Origin of the sequence: Gordonia sp. LUNF6 (assembly GCF_047041125.1) — a bacterium.
Lineage (GTDB): Bacteria > Actinomycetota > Actinomycetes > Mycobacteriales > Mycobacteriaceae > Gordonia > Gordonia sihwensis.
The window spans coordinates 2,298,174-2,310,650 of sequence record NZ_CP178181.1 but is presented as its reverse complement, the minus strand read 5'-3'; the positions used below and the strand labels follow the sequence as shown (position 1 = coordinate 2,310,650).

12 protein-coding genes are annotated in these 12,477 nt (G+C 68.2%); 4 read left to right on the top strand and 8 right to left on the bottom strand.

Going from position 1 to position 12,477, the window contains the following annotated elements; all coding sequences use genetic code 11:
• Window positions 1-24 precede the first annotated feature (24 nt).
• Entirely contained in the window at window positions 25-777 is a 753-nt protein-coding gene (locus tag ACK8HH_RS10800) for an amino acid ABC transporter ATP-binding protein (RefSeq protein ID WP_006895409.1), read from the top strand.
• Window positions 778-786: 9 nt separating this feature from the next.
• Here the strand turns inward: ACK8HH_RS10800 and ACK8HH_RS10795 are convergent, their stop codons facing one another.
• Window positions 787-1,695 (bottom strand): VOC family protein, encoded by a 909-nt coding sequence (locus ACK8HH_RS10795; RefSeq protein WP_006895410.1) that lies wholly within the window; start codon window positions 1,693-1,695, stop codon window positions 787-789.
• A gap of 128 nt (window positions 1,696-1,823) precedes the next feature.
• On the opposite strand from ACK8HH_RS10795, the gene ACK8HH_RS10790 reads away from it, so the two are divergent.
• On the top strand, window positions 1,824-2,276 hold the full coding sequence (locus tag ACK8HH_RS10790) for a MarR family winged helix-turn-helix transcriptional regulator (RefSeq protein WP_006895411.1): 453 nt from the start codon (window positions 1,824-1,826) through the stop codon (window positions 2,274-2,276).
• On the opposite strand, the gene ACK8HH_RS10785 is transcribed toward ACK8HH_RS10790, so the two are convergent.
• From ACK8HH_RS10785 to ACK8HH_RS10770, 4 genes are all read right to left on the bottom strand, one after another.
• Window positions 2,264-2,557 (bottom strand): DUF2277 domain-containing protein, encoded by a 294-nt coding sequence (locus tag ACK8HH_RS10785; protein ID WP_006895412.1) that lies wholly within the window; start codon window positions 2,555-2,557, stop codon window positions 2,264-2,266. The two genes, ACK8HH_RS10790 and ACK8HH_RS10785, sit on opposite strands and share 13 nt — an antisense overlap.
• 9 nt (window positions 2,558-2,566) lie before the next feature.
• Entirely contained in the window at window positions 2,567-3,028 is a 462-nt protein-coding gene (locus ACK8HH_RS10780) for a DUF1992 domain-containing protein (RefSeq protein ID WP_006895413.1), read from the bottom strand.
• Between the two features lie 165 nt (window positions 3,029-3,193).
• Complete coding sequence (locus ACK8HH_RS10775; protein ID WP_006895414.1) at window positions 3,194-4,009, bottom strand: class I SAM-dependent methyltransferase; 816 nt, start codon at window positions 4,007-4,009, stop codon at window positions 3,194-3,196.
• An 83-nt stretch (window positions 4,010-4,092) separates the two neighbouring features.
• Window positions 4,093-4,623, bottom strand: a complete 531-nt coding sequence (locus ACK8HH_RS10770; RefSeq protein ID WP_006895415.1) for a 2'-5' RNA ligase family protein — start codon at window positions 4,621-4,623, stop codon at window positions 4,093-4,095.
• 216 nt (window positions 4,624-4,839) lie between these two features.
• Between ACK8HH_RS10770 and rpsA the strand changes: the two genes are divergently transcribed.
• Window positions 4,840-6,309, top strand: coding sequence for a 30S ribosomal protein S1 (gene rpsA / locus ACK8HH_RS10765; protein ID WP_006895416.1), 1,470 nt, complete (start codon window positions 4,840-4,842; stop codon window positions 6,307-6,309).
• Window positions 6,310-6,433: 124 nt separating this feature from the next.
• Window positions 6,434-7,108, top strand: a complete 675-nt coding sequence (locus ACK8HH_RS10760; RefSeq protein ID WP_412475175.1) for a DUF1361 domain-containing protein — start codon at window positions 6,434-6,436, stop codon at window positions 7,106-7,108.
• Window positions 7,109-7,143: 35 nt separating this feature from the next.
• Here the strand turns inward: ACK8HH_RS10760 and ACK8HH_RS10755 are convergent, their stop codons facing one another.
• Genes ACK8HH_RS10755 through ACK8HH_RS10745 form a run of 3 tightly spaced genes read right to left on the bottom strand, consistent with a single transcriptional unit; the run spans window position 7,144 to window position 12,409 of the window.
• Window positions 7,144-8,091, bottom strand: coding sequence for a LysR substrate-binding domain-containing protein (locus tag ACK8HH_RS10755; RefSeq protein WP_346076727.1), 948 nt, complete (start codon window positions 8,089-8,091; stop codon window positions 7,144-7,146).
• Window positions 8,088-11,483, bottom strand: a complete 3,396-nt coding sequence (locus ACK8HH_RS10750; protein ID WP_346076725.1) for a pyruvate carboxylase — start codon at window positions 11,481-11,483, stop codon at window positions 8,088-8,090. Before ACK8HH_RS10750 ends, ACK8HH_RS10755 begins: the two co-directional genes overlap by 4 nt.
• A gap of 11 nt (window positions 11,484-11,494) precedes the next feature.
• Window positions 11,495-12,409 (bottom strand): alpha/beta hydrolase, encoded by a 915-nt coding sequence (locus tag ACK8HH_RS10745; protein WP_231649987.1) that lies wholly within the window; start codon window positions 12,407-12,409, stop codon window positions 11,495-11,497.
• Window positions 12,410-12,477: the final 68 nt, after the last annotated feature.

Genomic DNA, 12,477 nt, shown 5'->3' with positions numbered 1-12,477 from the left:
GTTTCGTCCGACGGCGGCCGGCCGATGGTGCTGGCCGACCGCGTATGCAAGAACTTCGGCGCCCTTCAGGTGCTGAAGGGTGTGTCCATCGAGGTGCAACCCGGCGAGGTCGCATGTCTGATCGGCCCCTCGGGCTCGGGGAAGTCCACCTTTCTGCGGTGCGTCAATCACCTCGAGAAGGTCAACGCCGGACGTCTGGAGGTGGACGGCGAGCTGATCGGTTATCGAGAGCGCGGCGGCCGACTCTACGAGCTCAGCCCGCGCGAGGCGGCCAGGCAGCGCCGCGACATCGGGATGGTGTTTCAGCATTTCAACTTGTTTCCGCACCGGACCGCGCTGGAGAACATCATCGAGGCTCCGGTCCTGGTCGGCGGGAAGTCCAAGAGCGAGGCCACCGAGCGCGCTCTGGACCTGCTGAGCCAGGTGGGCCTGCGGGCCAAAGCCGACGCCTACCCGGCCCAGCTCTCGGGCGGACAGCAGCAGCGCGTCGCCATCGCCCGCGCGCTCGCCATGGATCCGAAGCTGATGCTCTTCGACGAGCCGACTTCGGCTCTCGACCCGGAACTCGTCGGCGACGTGCTGGCGGTCATGCGGACCCTCGCCGCGGAGGGGATGACGATGGTGGTGGTCACCCACGAAATGGGCTTCGCCCGCGAGGTGGCCGACCAGTTGGTCTTCATGGACGGTGGAGTGGTGGTCGAACGCGGGGATCCCCGTGAGCTGCTGTCGAACCCGCAGCAGGCGCGAACCCAGGAGTTCCTCTCCAAGCTGCTGTAGCGGGCCCGCTCACACGGTGGCGATCGGCGTGAGGATCCCGGGCGGATCGGTCCGGGCCGCCTCGGTGAAGCGGTGGCCCCAGAAGCTCGGCTTGCGGTAGGTGCGGGCGATCCAGCTCAGGTCGTCGACCACCAGACCCCCGTAGCCGAGCTCCAGCTGAAACCCCGACGGCGTCCCGACATAGGTCGACGTCATGAGGTCGTTCGAGTGCCGGCCGAGCGTCTGCATCACCGGGACGCGATGCTTCTCGACCAGGTCGATCGCGCGGCCGAGATCGTCCATGTGCTGGTATTCCAGCATCAGGTGGTTCACGCCGATGTGGCCGGGCGCCTCCGCGAGCGCCAGCGAGTGGTGGCGGCCGTTGACGTGGTAGAACCGCACGTCGAAGTGATCCGACACGATTCGGTCGGAGAGCCGGAATCCGAGTACCCCGGAATAGAACTCGTCGGCTTCCGCGAGGTCCGGTACCTGGTAGACGATGTGTCCCAGCCCCTGATCGCCCGTCACGAACCCGCCGCGCATGGTCCGTCCCGCGCGGAACGAGTTGGGGGTGGCGCCCTTGCCCCAGGACAGTTCGTGGCGAAGTCCCCACGGGTCGGTGAACCAGGCCAGTTCGGCGACGCCGCGGTCGCGCAGGACCGGTGCGTCGGCCCACTCCAGGCTCAATCCGCGGCGCGCGAGATGCTCGGCGAACGCGTGCAGATCGGTCTCGTTGGCCAAGCCCCAGCCGGTGTATCGGAGTTCGTCGGTAGCGCCGGGGTGGATGCAGATGCGGAAGTCGACGTCGTCGACAGCGAGCCGGACCGTACCGTCGGGCGTTCGGCTGTGAATCATCGCGCCGACGATCTCGGGTCCGTAGGTCGACCAGTCCGACGAGCGCGGTGAGCCGAAGCCGACGTACGAGAGTTCTTGAATCATTCGAGAGTCCTTCGCTTGGGGAACGTGTTCTCGCGTCTGAAGGTAGACCGCAATAATGAATGGGTCAACCAACAATTATGGTCCATAACGAAATCGGTGAGAGTTGCCGCACTCGATAGGCTGACGGGATGACAGGTAAGGCGCCGCCAGAAGACCTTCTCGGCGATTCGCTGAGCGCACGGCTCGGCTTCCAGTTGGTGAAGGCGGCGATCGGGGTGCGCCGGGCGTATGCGGCGGAGCTGAGACGGCACGGGCTCCTGCCGCATCAACACGCGATCCTCGCGGTGCTCGTCGACGGCGAGGGGCTCTATCAGCGGCAGCTCGCCGAGGCGGTGCGCGTCGATCCGCCCGATCTCGTTCCGTACATCGACGGCTTGGTGAAGGAGGGGCTGGCCGCGCGTTCCCCGGACCCGAAGGATCGGCGTCGGCAGATCGTCACGATCACCCCTGCCGGCACCGAGCGGCTCGGTGAGGCCGACAGGGGCCTGGACGTGGTCGAGTCGGCGTTGTTCCGTCGGCTCTCGTCCTCCGATCGGAGTCGATTGCGCAAGGTATTGGCGGAGATCGATCAGGAGGACTGAATCGGTCGGCGCGCCTCGCGCGCCGCGATTCGTGCTCGTACTTCGGGACGCCGCAGCGGCGGGACGGTTCGCGGAGGCTGCCTGCGGGCCGGAAGTGCGTCGAGGAGTTCAACGGTCGCCGCGGTCACGGCGTCTACCGCCGTCTCGATCGCGTCGTGGTTGGCGTCGGTGACCTTGCGGATTCCGGAGACCTTCCGCACGTACTGCAGCGCGGCTGCCCGGATCTCTTCGTCAGTCGCTGCCGGCTCAAGGCCGCGCAGTTCGGTGATGTTGCGGCACATGAGCCCAGGCTACGCCGCGCCGCCACGTCTCGTGCCCGGAGCGGAGTCGGTCGCGATCTCAGCGTGCGTGCGAGCCTGCTCGGCTCGAGCCGCCCGGCGGGCGGCCCACGCGCCGAGGGTCGCCTCGACGTCGCGCGGCATCGTGATCAGTGGCGGCCCTTCCGGGGTCTGATACCGGGCGTTGACCGCCCGGGTGTTGAAATCCTCCACCTCGCGGCGCGCGGCCCGCTCGCTGGACATCGCATCGAGTTCGGCGTCGAGTTCGGCGTCGTCCTTCCGCAATTGGAGGGACGGCGGCAGTGAGACGAGCCGCTCTCGCTTCAAGTAGCGCTTGATCCACCAATCCGGGTCGTCGTGGTCTGACAGATCGAGAGGTTCGCCGGCTCCGGGCAGATCGTCGAAGTCGCCGCGTCGAGCTTGACGCTGGGTGACCGTCAGCGGGTTGCGTGCGCGCAGTGAGTCGAAATCCATTGGTGCACGCGGGAGGGTGGTCTGGGTGGTTTCGACTCGCTCCGCTCGCTCAACCAGCGGGAGGGCCGGGTTCGCTCGTCGGCGGGAGGGTTGGGTTCGCTCGGTCGGCGGGAGACCCGAGACGGCGGACGGTCGCGCCGTCGAGACTCGACGGCTCTGCGCGCCTCATTCGGGCTTGCGGCAGACGAAGATGGCGGTGCCCGGGAAGTAGGAGCCCCGCAGCGGCGACCACTGGCCCCACTCGTCCTCGAGGTCGTCGGGCCACTCCGGCTCGACGATGTCCTCCAGCAGTAAACCCGCGGCGACGATCTCGCGAACGCGATCACCGATCGTCCGGTGGTGTTCGACGTACGTGACTTCGCCGTCGTCGCCGGTCTCCGAGTATGGGGTTCGCGAGAAGTACGACATACGAACCACGAGACCTTCGGGTCCGGGGTCGTCGAGGAACATCCAGCGAATCGGATGGTTGGTGGCGAACACCCATCGGCCGCCGGGGCGCAGCACCCGCGCGACCTCGCGCATCATGCGGGCCGAGTCGGCGACGAACGGGACGGCGCCGAACGACGAGCAGGCTTTGTCGAACGACTCGTCGGCGAAGGGGAGGTGCTCGGCGCCGGCCTGGACGAGGGGAACCGGTGCGTCGTCGCGCTGCATCGACTCCAGGCCGTGCCGCAGCATGCCGATCGACACGTCGAGACCGATCACGTTGGCGCCCTGGGTTTTCAGCCATCTCGCGCACGGCGCCGAGCCGCATCCGACCTCGAGCACGTCGCGGCCGGCGACGTCGCCGAGAAGCCGGGCCTCCGACTCCCGGTAGCGCTCGGGGCCCCAGACGAACTCGCCTCCCGGTGTGTCGCCGCCGATGAAGTGGCCGTGCTCCTCGTGGTACTCGTCGGCTTCGCCGTCCCACCATGTCCGGTTCGCTCGTTCGCTGACGGCCGAGTCGATCTCACCGAGGACGCGAGGCGGTCGGGAAGTCATGGAGATGGTCCTCTCGTGGCATGGCGTTGGCTCCGAGCCTAGTGACCGCATGCCGGTCACTGAACGCGGAGCACACGTCGACCTCAGCAGCCTCGGCCGGGAATCACCACGTCGACCTTCGCGTCGCCGTCCCACCTGCGGATGGCCGACGCCCGTCCTACGACGGTCGGCCACGACAGCAGTTGCAGCGCGGCCGCGAGCTCGTCGGCAGTCAGTCGCAGCCCGAGCGTCACGTGCGGCGTCCACTGTCCGGGCAGGCTGTGCTGCGCGAGCTCGGTGACCCGTTCGCGGGTGAGCCGGACGATCGTCGCATGGACGGTGAGCAGTTCCGACGACGGCACCACCGCGCGGGCCAGTGTGTACTTGCGGCCGGCGGCGAACACGACCGCGCCGCCGACTCGGAACTCGAAGGGCAGTCGCTGGGCCGTGGAGGCCAGGGCGGAATCGGCGGCGGGCGAGATCGCAGTGCCGGCGAGCAGGGTGCAGTGCGGCCGATTGGTCCGGGCCCGCACCCGGCCCGCGCTCGGCAATCCGGCGGCTTCGAGCGCGTCCCACTGCGCACGAACGGCGGCCTCGGTCTCGGGATCGGGCAGGATCTCGATCGAATGTGCCATCCTCGGCTCCTTCTGTGCGCGCGTCCCGGAGACAGTATTTGTGCAGGTAGGCCCGCAGTAGTACGCTTGCACACGTGTATGCGCGAAGCATGCACTCTGCGCCGACCGGAACGTCACGTCGAGGCGGTGCGCACAATCGAAGGAAACCGGGCGCAGCCTGCGAAGACTGTCCCGTTTACCGTACCTACTAGATACCTGTCCGGAGCAACTCAACATATGTCGTCCCCCACGATTTCCTCGCCGCAAGTAGCCGTCAACGACATCGGCTCGGCCGAGGACTTCCTCGCCGCTGTCGACTCGACGATCAAGTACTTCAATGACGGCGACATCGTCGAAGGCACCATTGTCAAGGTCGATCGCGACGAGGTCCTGCTCGACATCGGCTACAAGACCGAGGGCGTCATTCCCTCGCGCGAGCTGTCGATCAAGCACGACGTCGACCCCAACGAAGTCGTCACCGTCGGCGACGAGGTCGAGGCCCTCGTTCTCACCAAGGAGGACAAGGAAGGCCGCCTGATCCTGTCGAAGAAGCGTGCGCAGTACGAGCGCGCTTGGGGCACGATCGAGGAGCTCAAGGAGAAGGACGAGGCCGTCAAGGGCACCGTCATCGAGGTCGTCAAGGGCGGCCTGATCCTCGACATCGGCCTGCGCGGCTTCCTCCCGGCTTCGCTGGTGGAGATGCGTCGCGTCCGCGACCTGCAGCCGTACATCGGCAAGGAGGTCGAGGCCAAGATCATCGAGCTCGACAAGAACCGCAACAACGTCGTTCTGTCGCGCCGCGCTTGGCTGGAGCAGACCCAGTCGGAGGTCCGCAGCGAGTTCCTCAACCAGCTGCAGAAGGGCCAGGTCCGCAAGGGCGTCGTGTCCTCGATCGTCAACTTCGGTGCGTTCGTCGACCTCGGCGGCGTCGACGGTCTGGTTCACGTCTCCGAACTGTCGTGGAAGCACATCGATCACCCGTCCGAGGTCGTCACCGTCGGCGACGAGGTCACCGTCGAGGTCCTCGACGTCGACATGGACCGCGAGCGCGTGTCGCTGTCGCTGAAGGCCACCCAGGAAGACCCGTGGCGCCAGTTCGCCCGCACCCACGCGATCGGTCAGATCGTTCCGGGCAAGGTCACCAAGCTCGTGCCGTTCGGCGCCTTCGTGCGCGTCGAAGAGGGCATCGAGGGTCTGGTCCACATCTCCGAGCTGGCCGAGCGCCACGTCGAGGTTCCGGACCAGGTCGTCTCCGTCGGCGACGACGCGATGGTCAAGGTCATCGACATCGACCTGGATCGCCGCCGCATCTCGCTGTCGCTGAAGCAGGCCAACGAGGACTACACCGAGGAGTTCGACCCCTCGAAGTACGGTATGGCCGACAGCTACGACGACCAGGGGAACTACATCTTCCCCGAGGGCTTCGACGCCGAGACCAACGAGTGGCTCGAGGGCTACGACAAGCAGCGTGAGGAGTGGGAGGCCCGCTACGCGGAGGCCGAGCGCCGTCACAAGCTGCACACCGCTCAGATCGAGAAGTTCGCCGCGGCTGCCGCCGAGGCGGAGAACGCTCCGAGCGACTACTCGTCGTCGAGTTCGGCTTCGCAGTCGACCTCGTCGAGCAGCGGCCCGGCCCAGACCGGCGGATCGCTCGCCAGCGACGAGCAGCTCGCCGCACTGCGCGAGAAGCTGTCGGGCAACGCCTGATTCACGCGCGGTCGGTCGGAGTGACTGACTGAACAACACCCCGGAACCTCGGTTCCGGGGTGTTGTCGTCTGTCCGGACGAGTCGGGGCGAGCTGGGGCTCGGCCGCTCGCGTACCGTGTGGCCATGCGAGAAGAGCCGACTTCGGACACGATGTCTTTCACCTGGCGCCGGCTCGCCCTGATCGGCGCCCTGGCCGCGACGACGGCGCTGACGATCGTCGTCGGTGTGACCGATCCCCATGCGCCGCTGGTGTATCCGACCCGTTTCCTGATCTGGAATCTATTCCTCGCCTGGCTTCCGCTGCTGATCGCGTGCGCCTTCGTCATCGTGCGAAACAAGCTTGCGCTGATTCCGCTCGGACTCGCGTGGCTGGCCTTCCTGCCCAACGCGCCCTACCTGATCACCGACCTCGTGCATCTGGGCGAAGGCTACGAACTCTGGCGGCACATTCTCCAGTACGGATTCGCGGCATGGACCGGCGTGATGCTCGGCGTCGTCTCGATGCGGCTGGTGCACCGACGCATCGAAGCGGACTGGGGACGGGCCGCGGGCTGGGCCGCCGTCGCCGCATCGGTGATCCTCTGCGCCGTAGGAGTGGTCATCGGTCGGTTCCAGCGCTGGAACTCCTGGGATCTCGTGACCCGGCCGGACGCCGTCGTCGCCCAGACGATGGGATGGGTGAGGTCACCCTTCGCGCACGTGCATTCGTCCGGCGTCGCCGTCGCGGTTGCTGTCTTCCTGGCCGCCGCATACCTGACGATGTGGACCTACGAGTCGATCGGCGACGCCGACCACTGACGGCGGCGCCGCCGACCTGTCCGTCTCCTGCAGTCTCACCCGAGCCGTACTTCGGCGACCGTCCGCAGGTGCGCGACGAGAGCCTGGCCCGACGGGCTGAGCGGACGGTCGGCGGCGACGGTGAGTCCGACGCTGTGCCCGATGGATCCGAGGTCCACGTCGAGCGGGGTGAGGCGGGCGTCGCCGCGTCCGATGAGGCTGGGCAGCACAGCGAGCGTCTCCGTATGGTGCAGCAGCTCCCGTACCGTGAGGAAGCTCGTCGCTTCCACACGGTTCTCCGGCAACGCGGTTCCGCTGCGGGCGAACACCGCTTCGAGTTCCCCGCGCAGGGCGGTCTCGACGCCGGGGAGCACCCACGGGTAACCGCGGGTGTCGGCGAGAGAGAACGGTCCGGCCCCCGCGAGGGGATGGGTGGCGCCGGCGAAGACCTCCACCGACTCCTCGTACAGCGGGATACGCGTGATAGTCGATGTGCTCGGCGATGTCAGACGACCGACGATCATGTCGATCCGACCCGCCTCGAGTTCAGCGAGCAGCGCTTCCGGCGAGCCCTCTCGCACCACGACGGTGAGTCGCGGATGCTTCGCTTTCAACTGCACAATCGCCTGCGGCAGAAGCACATTCGATCCCGCGAGATGCGTCCCGACGATCACGGTGCCGCGATCGGCGTCCGCCAGCTCCACCACATGGCGACCCGCCTGGTTCAGCTGTGCGAGGATCGCCCGCGCGTGCTCGGTGAACGCCGCCCCGAAGATCGTGGGCGTGATTCCCCGCGGGCCGCGCTCATACAGTTCCACTCCCACGATCGCCTCGATGTCGCGCAGGCTTCGCGTGGCGACCGGCTGAGTGACGTGGAGTTCCGCGGCTGCGCCGATCACGCTGCCCTGCCGCGACAGCGCGTCGATCAAGACCAGGTGCCGGATCTTCAGCCGGCCGTCGAGCAGTTTCGGCAGATCGATCGACGGCCGGTCCGCCGCACTCATACCCCGGAGGTGATCGTGATCAGCAGGTCGCCGTTCTCCACCTGCGCCACCCCCGGCACCGCGATCCTGCCGACCACGCCGCCCACCGGCGTGGTGATCGCCGCCTCCATCTTCATCGCCTCGATATGGGCGATCGTGTCGCCCGCGGCCACCTCGTCGCCTTCGGACACCTCCAGGGTGACCACGCCGGCGAACGGGGCGGGCACCTGACCGGGAACCGACGGATCGGCCTTCTCGGCCCGCGGCCGTGCGTCTTCGATCGAGCGGTCGCGCACCTGGACCGGCCGCAGCTGGCCGTTGATCCAGCACATCACCGTACGCATCCCGCGTTCGTCGGCTTCGGAGATCGACTCGAGGCCGAGAAGGAGCGTGACACCGGGTCCGAGTTCCACGACGTGTTCGGTGCCGGGAACCAGACCGTAGAAGAACTCGCGGGTGCCGATCACCGAGGTGTCGCCGAAGGTCTCGCGGTGCTCGATGAATTCCCTGGACGGACCGGGGAACAGCAGCCGTGACAGTGTGGTCCGGCGCGTCTGCGAGTCGGCTGCGAGCCCGGCGCGGTCGTCGTCGGTCAGTTCGGCGAGCGGCGGTGCCACGGCCGGCGTGTCGCCGAGCGCCCGGGTGCGGAGCGGTTCGGGCCAACCCGCGGCCGGAGTGCCCAGCTCGCCGCGGAAGAATCCGGTGACCGACTCGGGGAGGTCGACCACCGTCGGATCGGCGGCGAACTGTTCGGCACTGACGCCCGAACCGACGAGAGCGAGGGCGAGGTCGCCGACGACCTTCGACGACGGCGTCACCTTGATGAGGCGGCCGAAGGCCCGGTCGACACCGGAGTAGGCGCGTTCGATCTCCTCGAACCGGTCCGCGAGCCCCAGAGCGGTGGCCTGCGCACGCAGATTCGACAGCTGACCGCCCGGGATCTCATGGGTGTACACGCGGCCGGTCGGAGCGGGGATGCCGGCCTCGAACGGGTGATAGAGCCCGCGCATCGACTCCCAGTAGGGCTCGAGCTCGCAGACCGCGTCGAGGTCGATGCCGGTGTCGCGGTCGGTGTGGGCGGTCGCCGCGACCACCGCCGACATCGACGGTTGACTGGTACCGCCCGACATCGGGGCCGCGGCCACATCGACCGCGTCCGCGCCGGCGTTCCACGCCGCGAGGTACGTCGCCAGCTGGCCGCCCGCGGTGTCGTGCGTGTGGACGTGAACGGGAAGGTCGAAACGCGACCGGAGGGCCGTCACGAGCGTGGTGGCGGCCGGGGCGCGCAGCAGCCCGGCCATGTCTTTGACGGCGATGATGTGCGCGCCGGCGTCGACGACGCGCTCGGCCAGCCGGAGATAGTAGTCGAGGGTGTAGAGATCCTCCGCCGGGTCCGTCAGGTCACCGGTGTAACAGAGGGCGACCTCCGCGACCGCAGTGCCGGTCGCGCGCACGGCGTCGATCGCCGGACGCATCTGGTCGACGTCGTTCAGCGCGTCGAAGATGCGGAAGATGTCGACGCCGGTGGCGGCGGCCTCGGCCACGAAGGCATCGGTCACCTCGGTGGGATAAGGGGTGTAGCCGACGGTGTTGCGTCCCCGCAACAGCATCTGCAGGCAGATGTTCGGCACCGCCTCGCGCAGTCGTGCCAGGCGGTCCCACGGATCCTCGTGCAGAAAACGCAGGGCGACGTCGTAGGTCGCACCGCCCCAGGCCTCGATCGACAGCAGTTCCGGGATGCTCGAGGAGACGTGGCCGGCGACAGCGGTCAGGTCCTTGGTGCGGACGCGTGTGGCGAGCAGCGACTGGTGCGCGTCGCGGAAGGTGGTGTCGGTGATCGCCAGCGCCTTCTGCGCACGGAGATCGGCGGCGAAGCGTTCGGGGCCGAGGGCGGCGAGCCGCTGGCGGGAGCCCTCCGGCACGGATCGCTCGGATGCCGGCCGCGGCAGCTTGGAGGCCGGGTCCACGCCCGCCGGAGCCTTGCCGTTGGGGGAGTTGACCGTGATGTCGGCCAGGTAGTTCAGCATGCGTGTGCCGCGGTCGGCCGGAGCGTTGCCGTGCAGCAGCTCCGGATGCGCGGCGATGAAGCCGGTGTCGACGGCGCCGGACTGGAACGTCGGATCGTCGAGCACTGCGCGGAGGAATGGGATGTTCGTCGTCACCCCTCGGATGCGGAACTCCATCAGCGCGCGGCGGGCGCGGGCGAGCGCGATGTCGCGAGTGGACCCGCGGCAGGTGAGCTTGACCAGCATGGAGTCGAAGTAGGCGCCGACCTCCGCGCCGACCGTGGTCCCGCCGTCCAGGCGGACGCCGGCGCCGCCGGGCGACCGGTACGCCGTGATGCGTCCGGTGTCGGGCCGGAATTCGTTCGCGGGGTCCTCGGTGGTGATCCGGTACTGCATGGCGGCACCGTGCAGCGCGATCGTGTCCTGCGACAGTCCGAGACCGGCCAGAGTGGCTCCGGCGGCGAGCTGCAACTGGGTCTGGACGAGATCGACGTCGGTCACCTCTTCGGTGACGGTGTGTTCCACCTGGATGCGGGGATTCATCTCGATGAACACGTAGTCGCCGCTGCGGTCCAGGAGGAACTCGACCGTCCCGGCACAGGTGTAGCCGATGTGGCGTGCGTAGCGCACGGCGTCGGCGCACATGCGCTCGCGCAGGTCCGCGGGCAGGTCCGGCGCGGGTGCCTGCTCGATGACCTTCTGATGGCGACGCTGGACGGAGCAGTCGCGCTCATAGAGATGGACGACGTCGCCGGTGGCGTCGCCGAGGACCTGGACCTCGATGTGCCGCGGCCCGCTCACCGCCTGCTCGATGTACACCGCACCGTCGCCGAACGCCGACTCCGCTTCGCGGGAGGCCTCTTCGAGCGCCGCGCGCAGGAGTGCGGGATCGTCGACGAGGCGCATGCCGCGACCACCGCCGCCCGAGACGGCCTTGACGAAGACCGGGAAGGTCATCGACTCGCCGGCGTCCAGCAGCGTCTGCACGTCGGTGGAGGGTTCGGTCGACGCCAGGACCGGGAGCCCGGCGGCGCGGGCTTCGGCGATCGCTCGAGACTTGTTGCCCGTCAGCTGAAGGACTTCGGCAGTCGGACCCACGAAGGTGATCCCGGCCGCGGCGCACGCCCGTGCGAGTTCGGGGTTCTCGGAGAGGAATCCGTATCCGGGGTAGACGGCGTCGGCACCGGATTCCTTCGCGACACGGATGATCTCGTCCACATCGAGGTAGGCCCGAACGGGATGCCCGGGCTCGCCGATCCGGTACGCCTCGTCTGCCTTGAACCGGTGGGGAGAGTTCCGGTCCTCGTGCGGGTACACCGCGACGGTGGTGATGCCCAGCTCGACGGCCGCGCGGAGGGCGCGGATCGCGATCTCGCCTCGGTTGGCGACAAGGATCTTGCGGAACATGACGGGGGTCCTCATTTCGGGGTGTGGGTCGGTGCGGTCAGGGCGAAGAGACGATGCACGGCCGACGACAGTTCGGTGTCGCGATCGGCCAGGTCGACGAAGACGTCGAAGTGGTTCCGTCCGGGAACGGTCAGGAGCGGGCCGGCACTTCCGCGGGCCCAGTGCCGGTGGAAGTCCCGACTCTGCCGGCGGAAGCCGTCGGCCTCGTGCTCGGCCATGGCGATCACCGCCGGAGCGGGATCGTCGGGCAGCGGTGCGAGGGCCGGGCTGAGGTCGGCAGCGGACTGCTCGGTCAGGAAGAGCCACTCGTTCGCCTCGGCGTGGATCAGCGGCCGCAGATCATAGAGTCCGCTGATCAGCAGGCCGGCGTGCACTGCGCGATCGGGCAGCCCGAGGTCGGCCTGCCAACCGCCGATCATGGTGGTCGCGGCGAGGTGAGCACCCGCCGAACTGCCGCAGACCACGATCCTGTTGCGATCGAGGCCGTGCGCGGGTCCGTCGCGATGCACCCATGCGACGGCCGCCCTGACTTGACGGACCATTTCGGGCAGGGAGGTCGCCGGAGCCAGTCCGTAGTCGACAGCGACAGTGGCGATACCGTGGTCGGCCAGCGTGCGCGCCATGAACGCGGTGTCCAGGCGTGACAGCGAGCGCCAGTATCCGCCGTGGATCACCAGGAATACCGGACGGGGAGCGTCGGCGATCCCCCACACGTCGAGCACCTCGTCGCTGTGCTCGTCGTAGGCGACGCCGCGGGCGCCCGGCAGATCCCGGACTGCGCGCTCGGACCGCGTTCGGTAATCGTCCATCACCCTGGCGAAGGTTTCCGGGGACACGGTTCCGCGGGCGCTGTATGCGGCGGCGATCTCGGGGTCGAACAACGGGGCTCCTTCGAACGGCAACGAATCGTCTTCAGGGTCTGGCACGCAACTCATACCCGTCTAATGCCGAACACGTACCCGACTATGCCATTTTTGCTATGACGACCGGCACT

Bases quoted from the DNA above. Each gene is read 5' to 3' on its own strand.
- ACK8HH_RS10800 (WP_006895409.1), top strand. From the start codon at position 25: ATGGTGCTGGCCGACCGCGTATGCAAGAACTTCGGCGCCCTTCAGGTG.
- ACK8HH_RS10795 (WP_006895410.1), bottom strand. From the start codon at position 1,695: ATGATTCAAGAACTCTCGTACGTCGGCTTCGGCTCACCGCGCTCGTCG.
- ACK8HH_RS10790 (WP_006895411.1), top strand. From the start codon at position 1,824: ATGACAGGTAAGGCGCCGCCAGAAGACCTTCTCGGCGATTCGCTGAGC.
- ACK8HH_RS10785 (WP_006895412.1), bottom strand. From the start codon at position 2,557: ATGTGCCGCAACATCACCGAACTGCGCGGCCTTGAGCCGGCAGCGACT.
- ACK8HH_RS10780 (WP_006895413.1), bottom strand. From the start codon at position 3,028: ATGGATTTCGACTCACTGCGCGCACGCAACCCGCTGACGGTCACCCAG.
- ACK8HH_RS10775 (WP_006895414.1), bottom strand. From the start codon at position 4,009: ATGACTTCCCGACCGCCTCGCGTCCTCGGTGAGATCGACTCGGCCGTC.
- ACK8HH_RS10770 (WP_006895415.1), bottom strand. From the start codon at position 4,623: ATGGCACATTCGATCGAGATCCTGCCCGATCCCGAGACCGAGGCCGCC.
- rpsA (WP_006895416.1), top strand. From the start codon at position 4,840: ATGTCGTCCCCCACGATTTCCTCGCCGCAAGTAGCCGTCAACGACATC.
- ACK8HH_RS10760 (WP_412475175.1), top strand. From the start codon at position 6,434: ATGCGAGAAGAGCCGACTTCGGACACGATGTCTTTCACCTGGCGCCGG.
- ACK8HH_RS10755 (WP_346076727.1), bottom strand. From the start codon at position 8,091: ATGAGTGCGGCGGACCGGCCGTCGATCGATCTGCCGAAACTGCTCGAC.
- ACK8HH_RS10750 (WP_346076725.1), bottom strand. From the start codon at position 11,483: ATGTTCCGCAAGATCCTTGTCGCCAACCGAGGCGAGATCGCGATCCGC.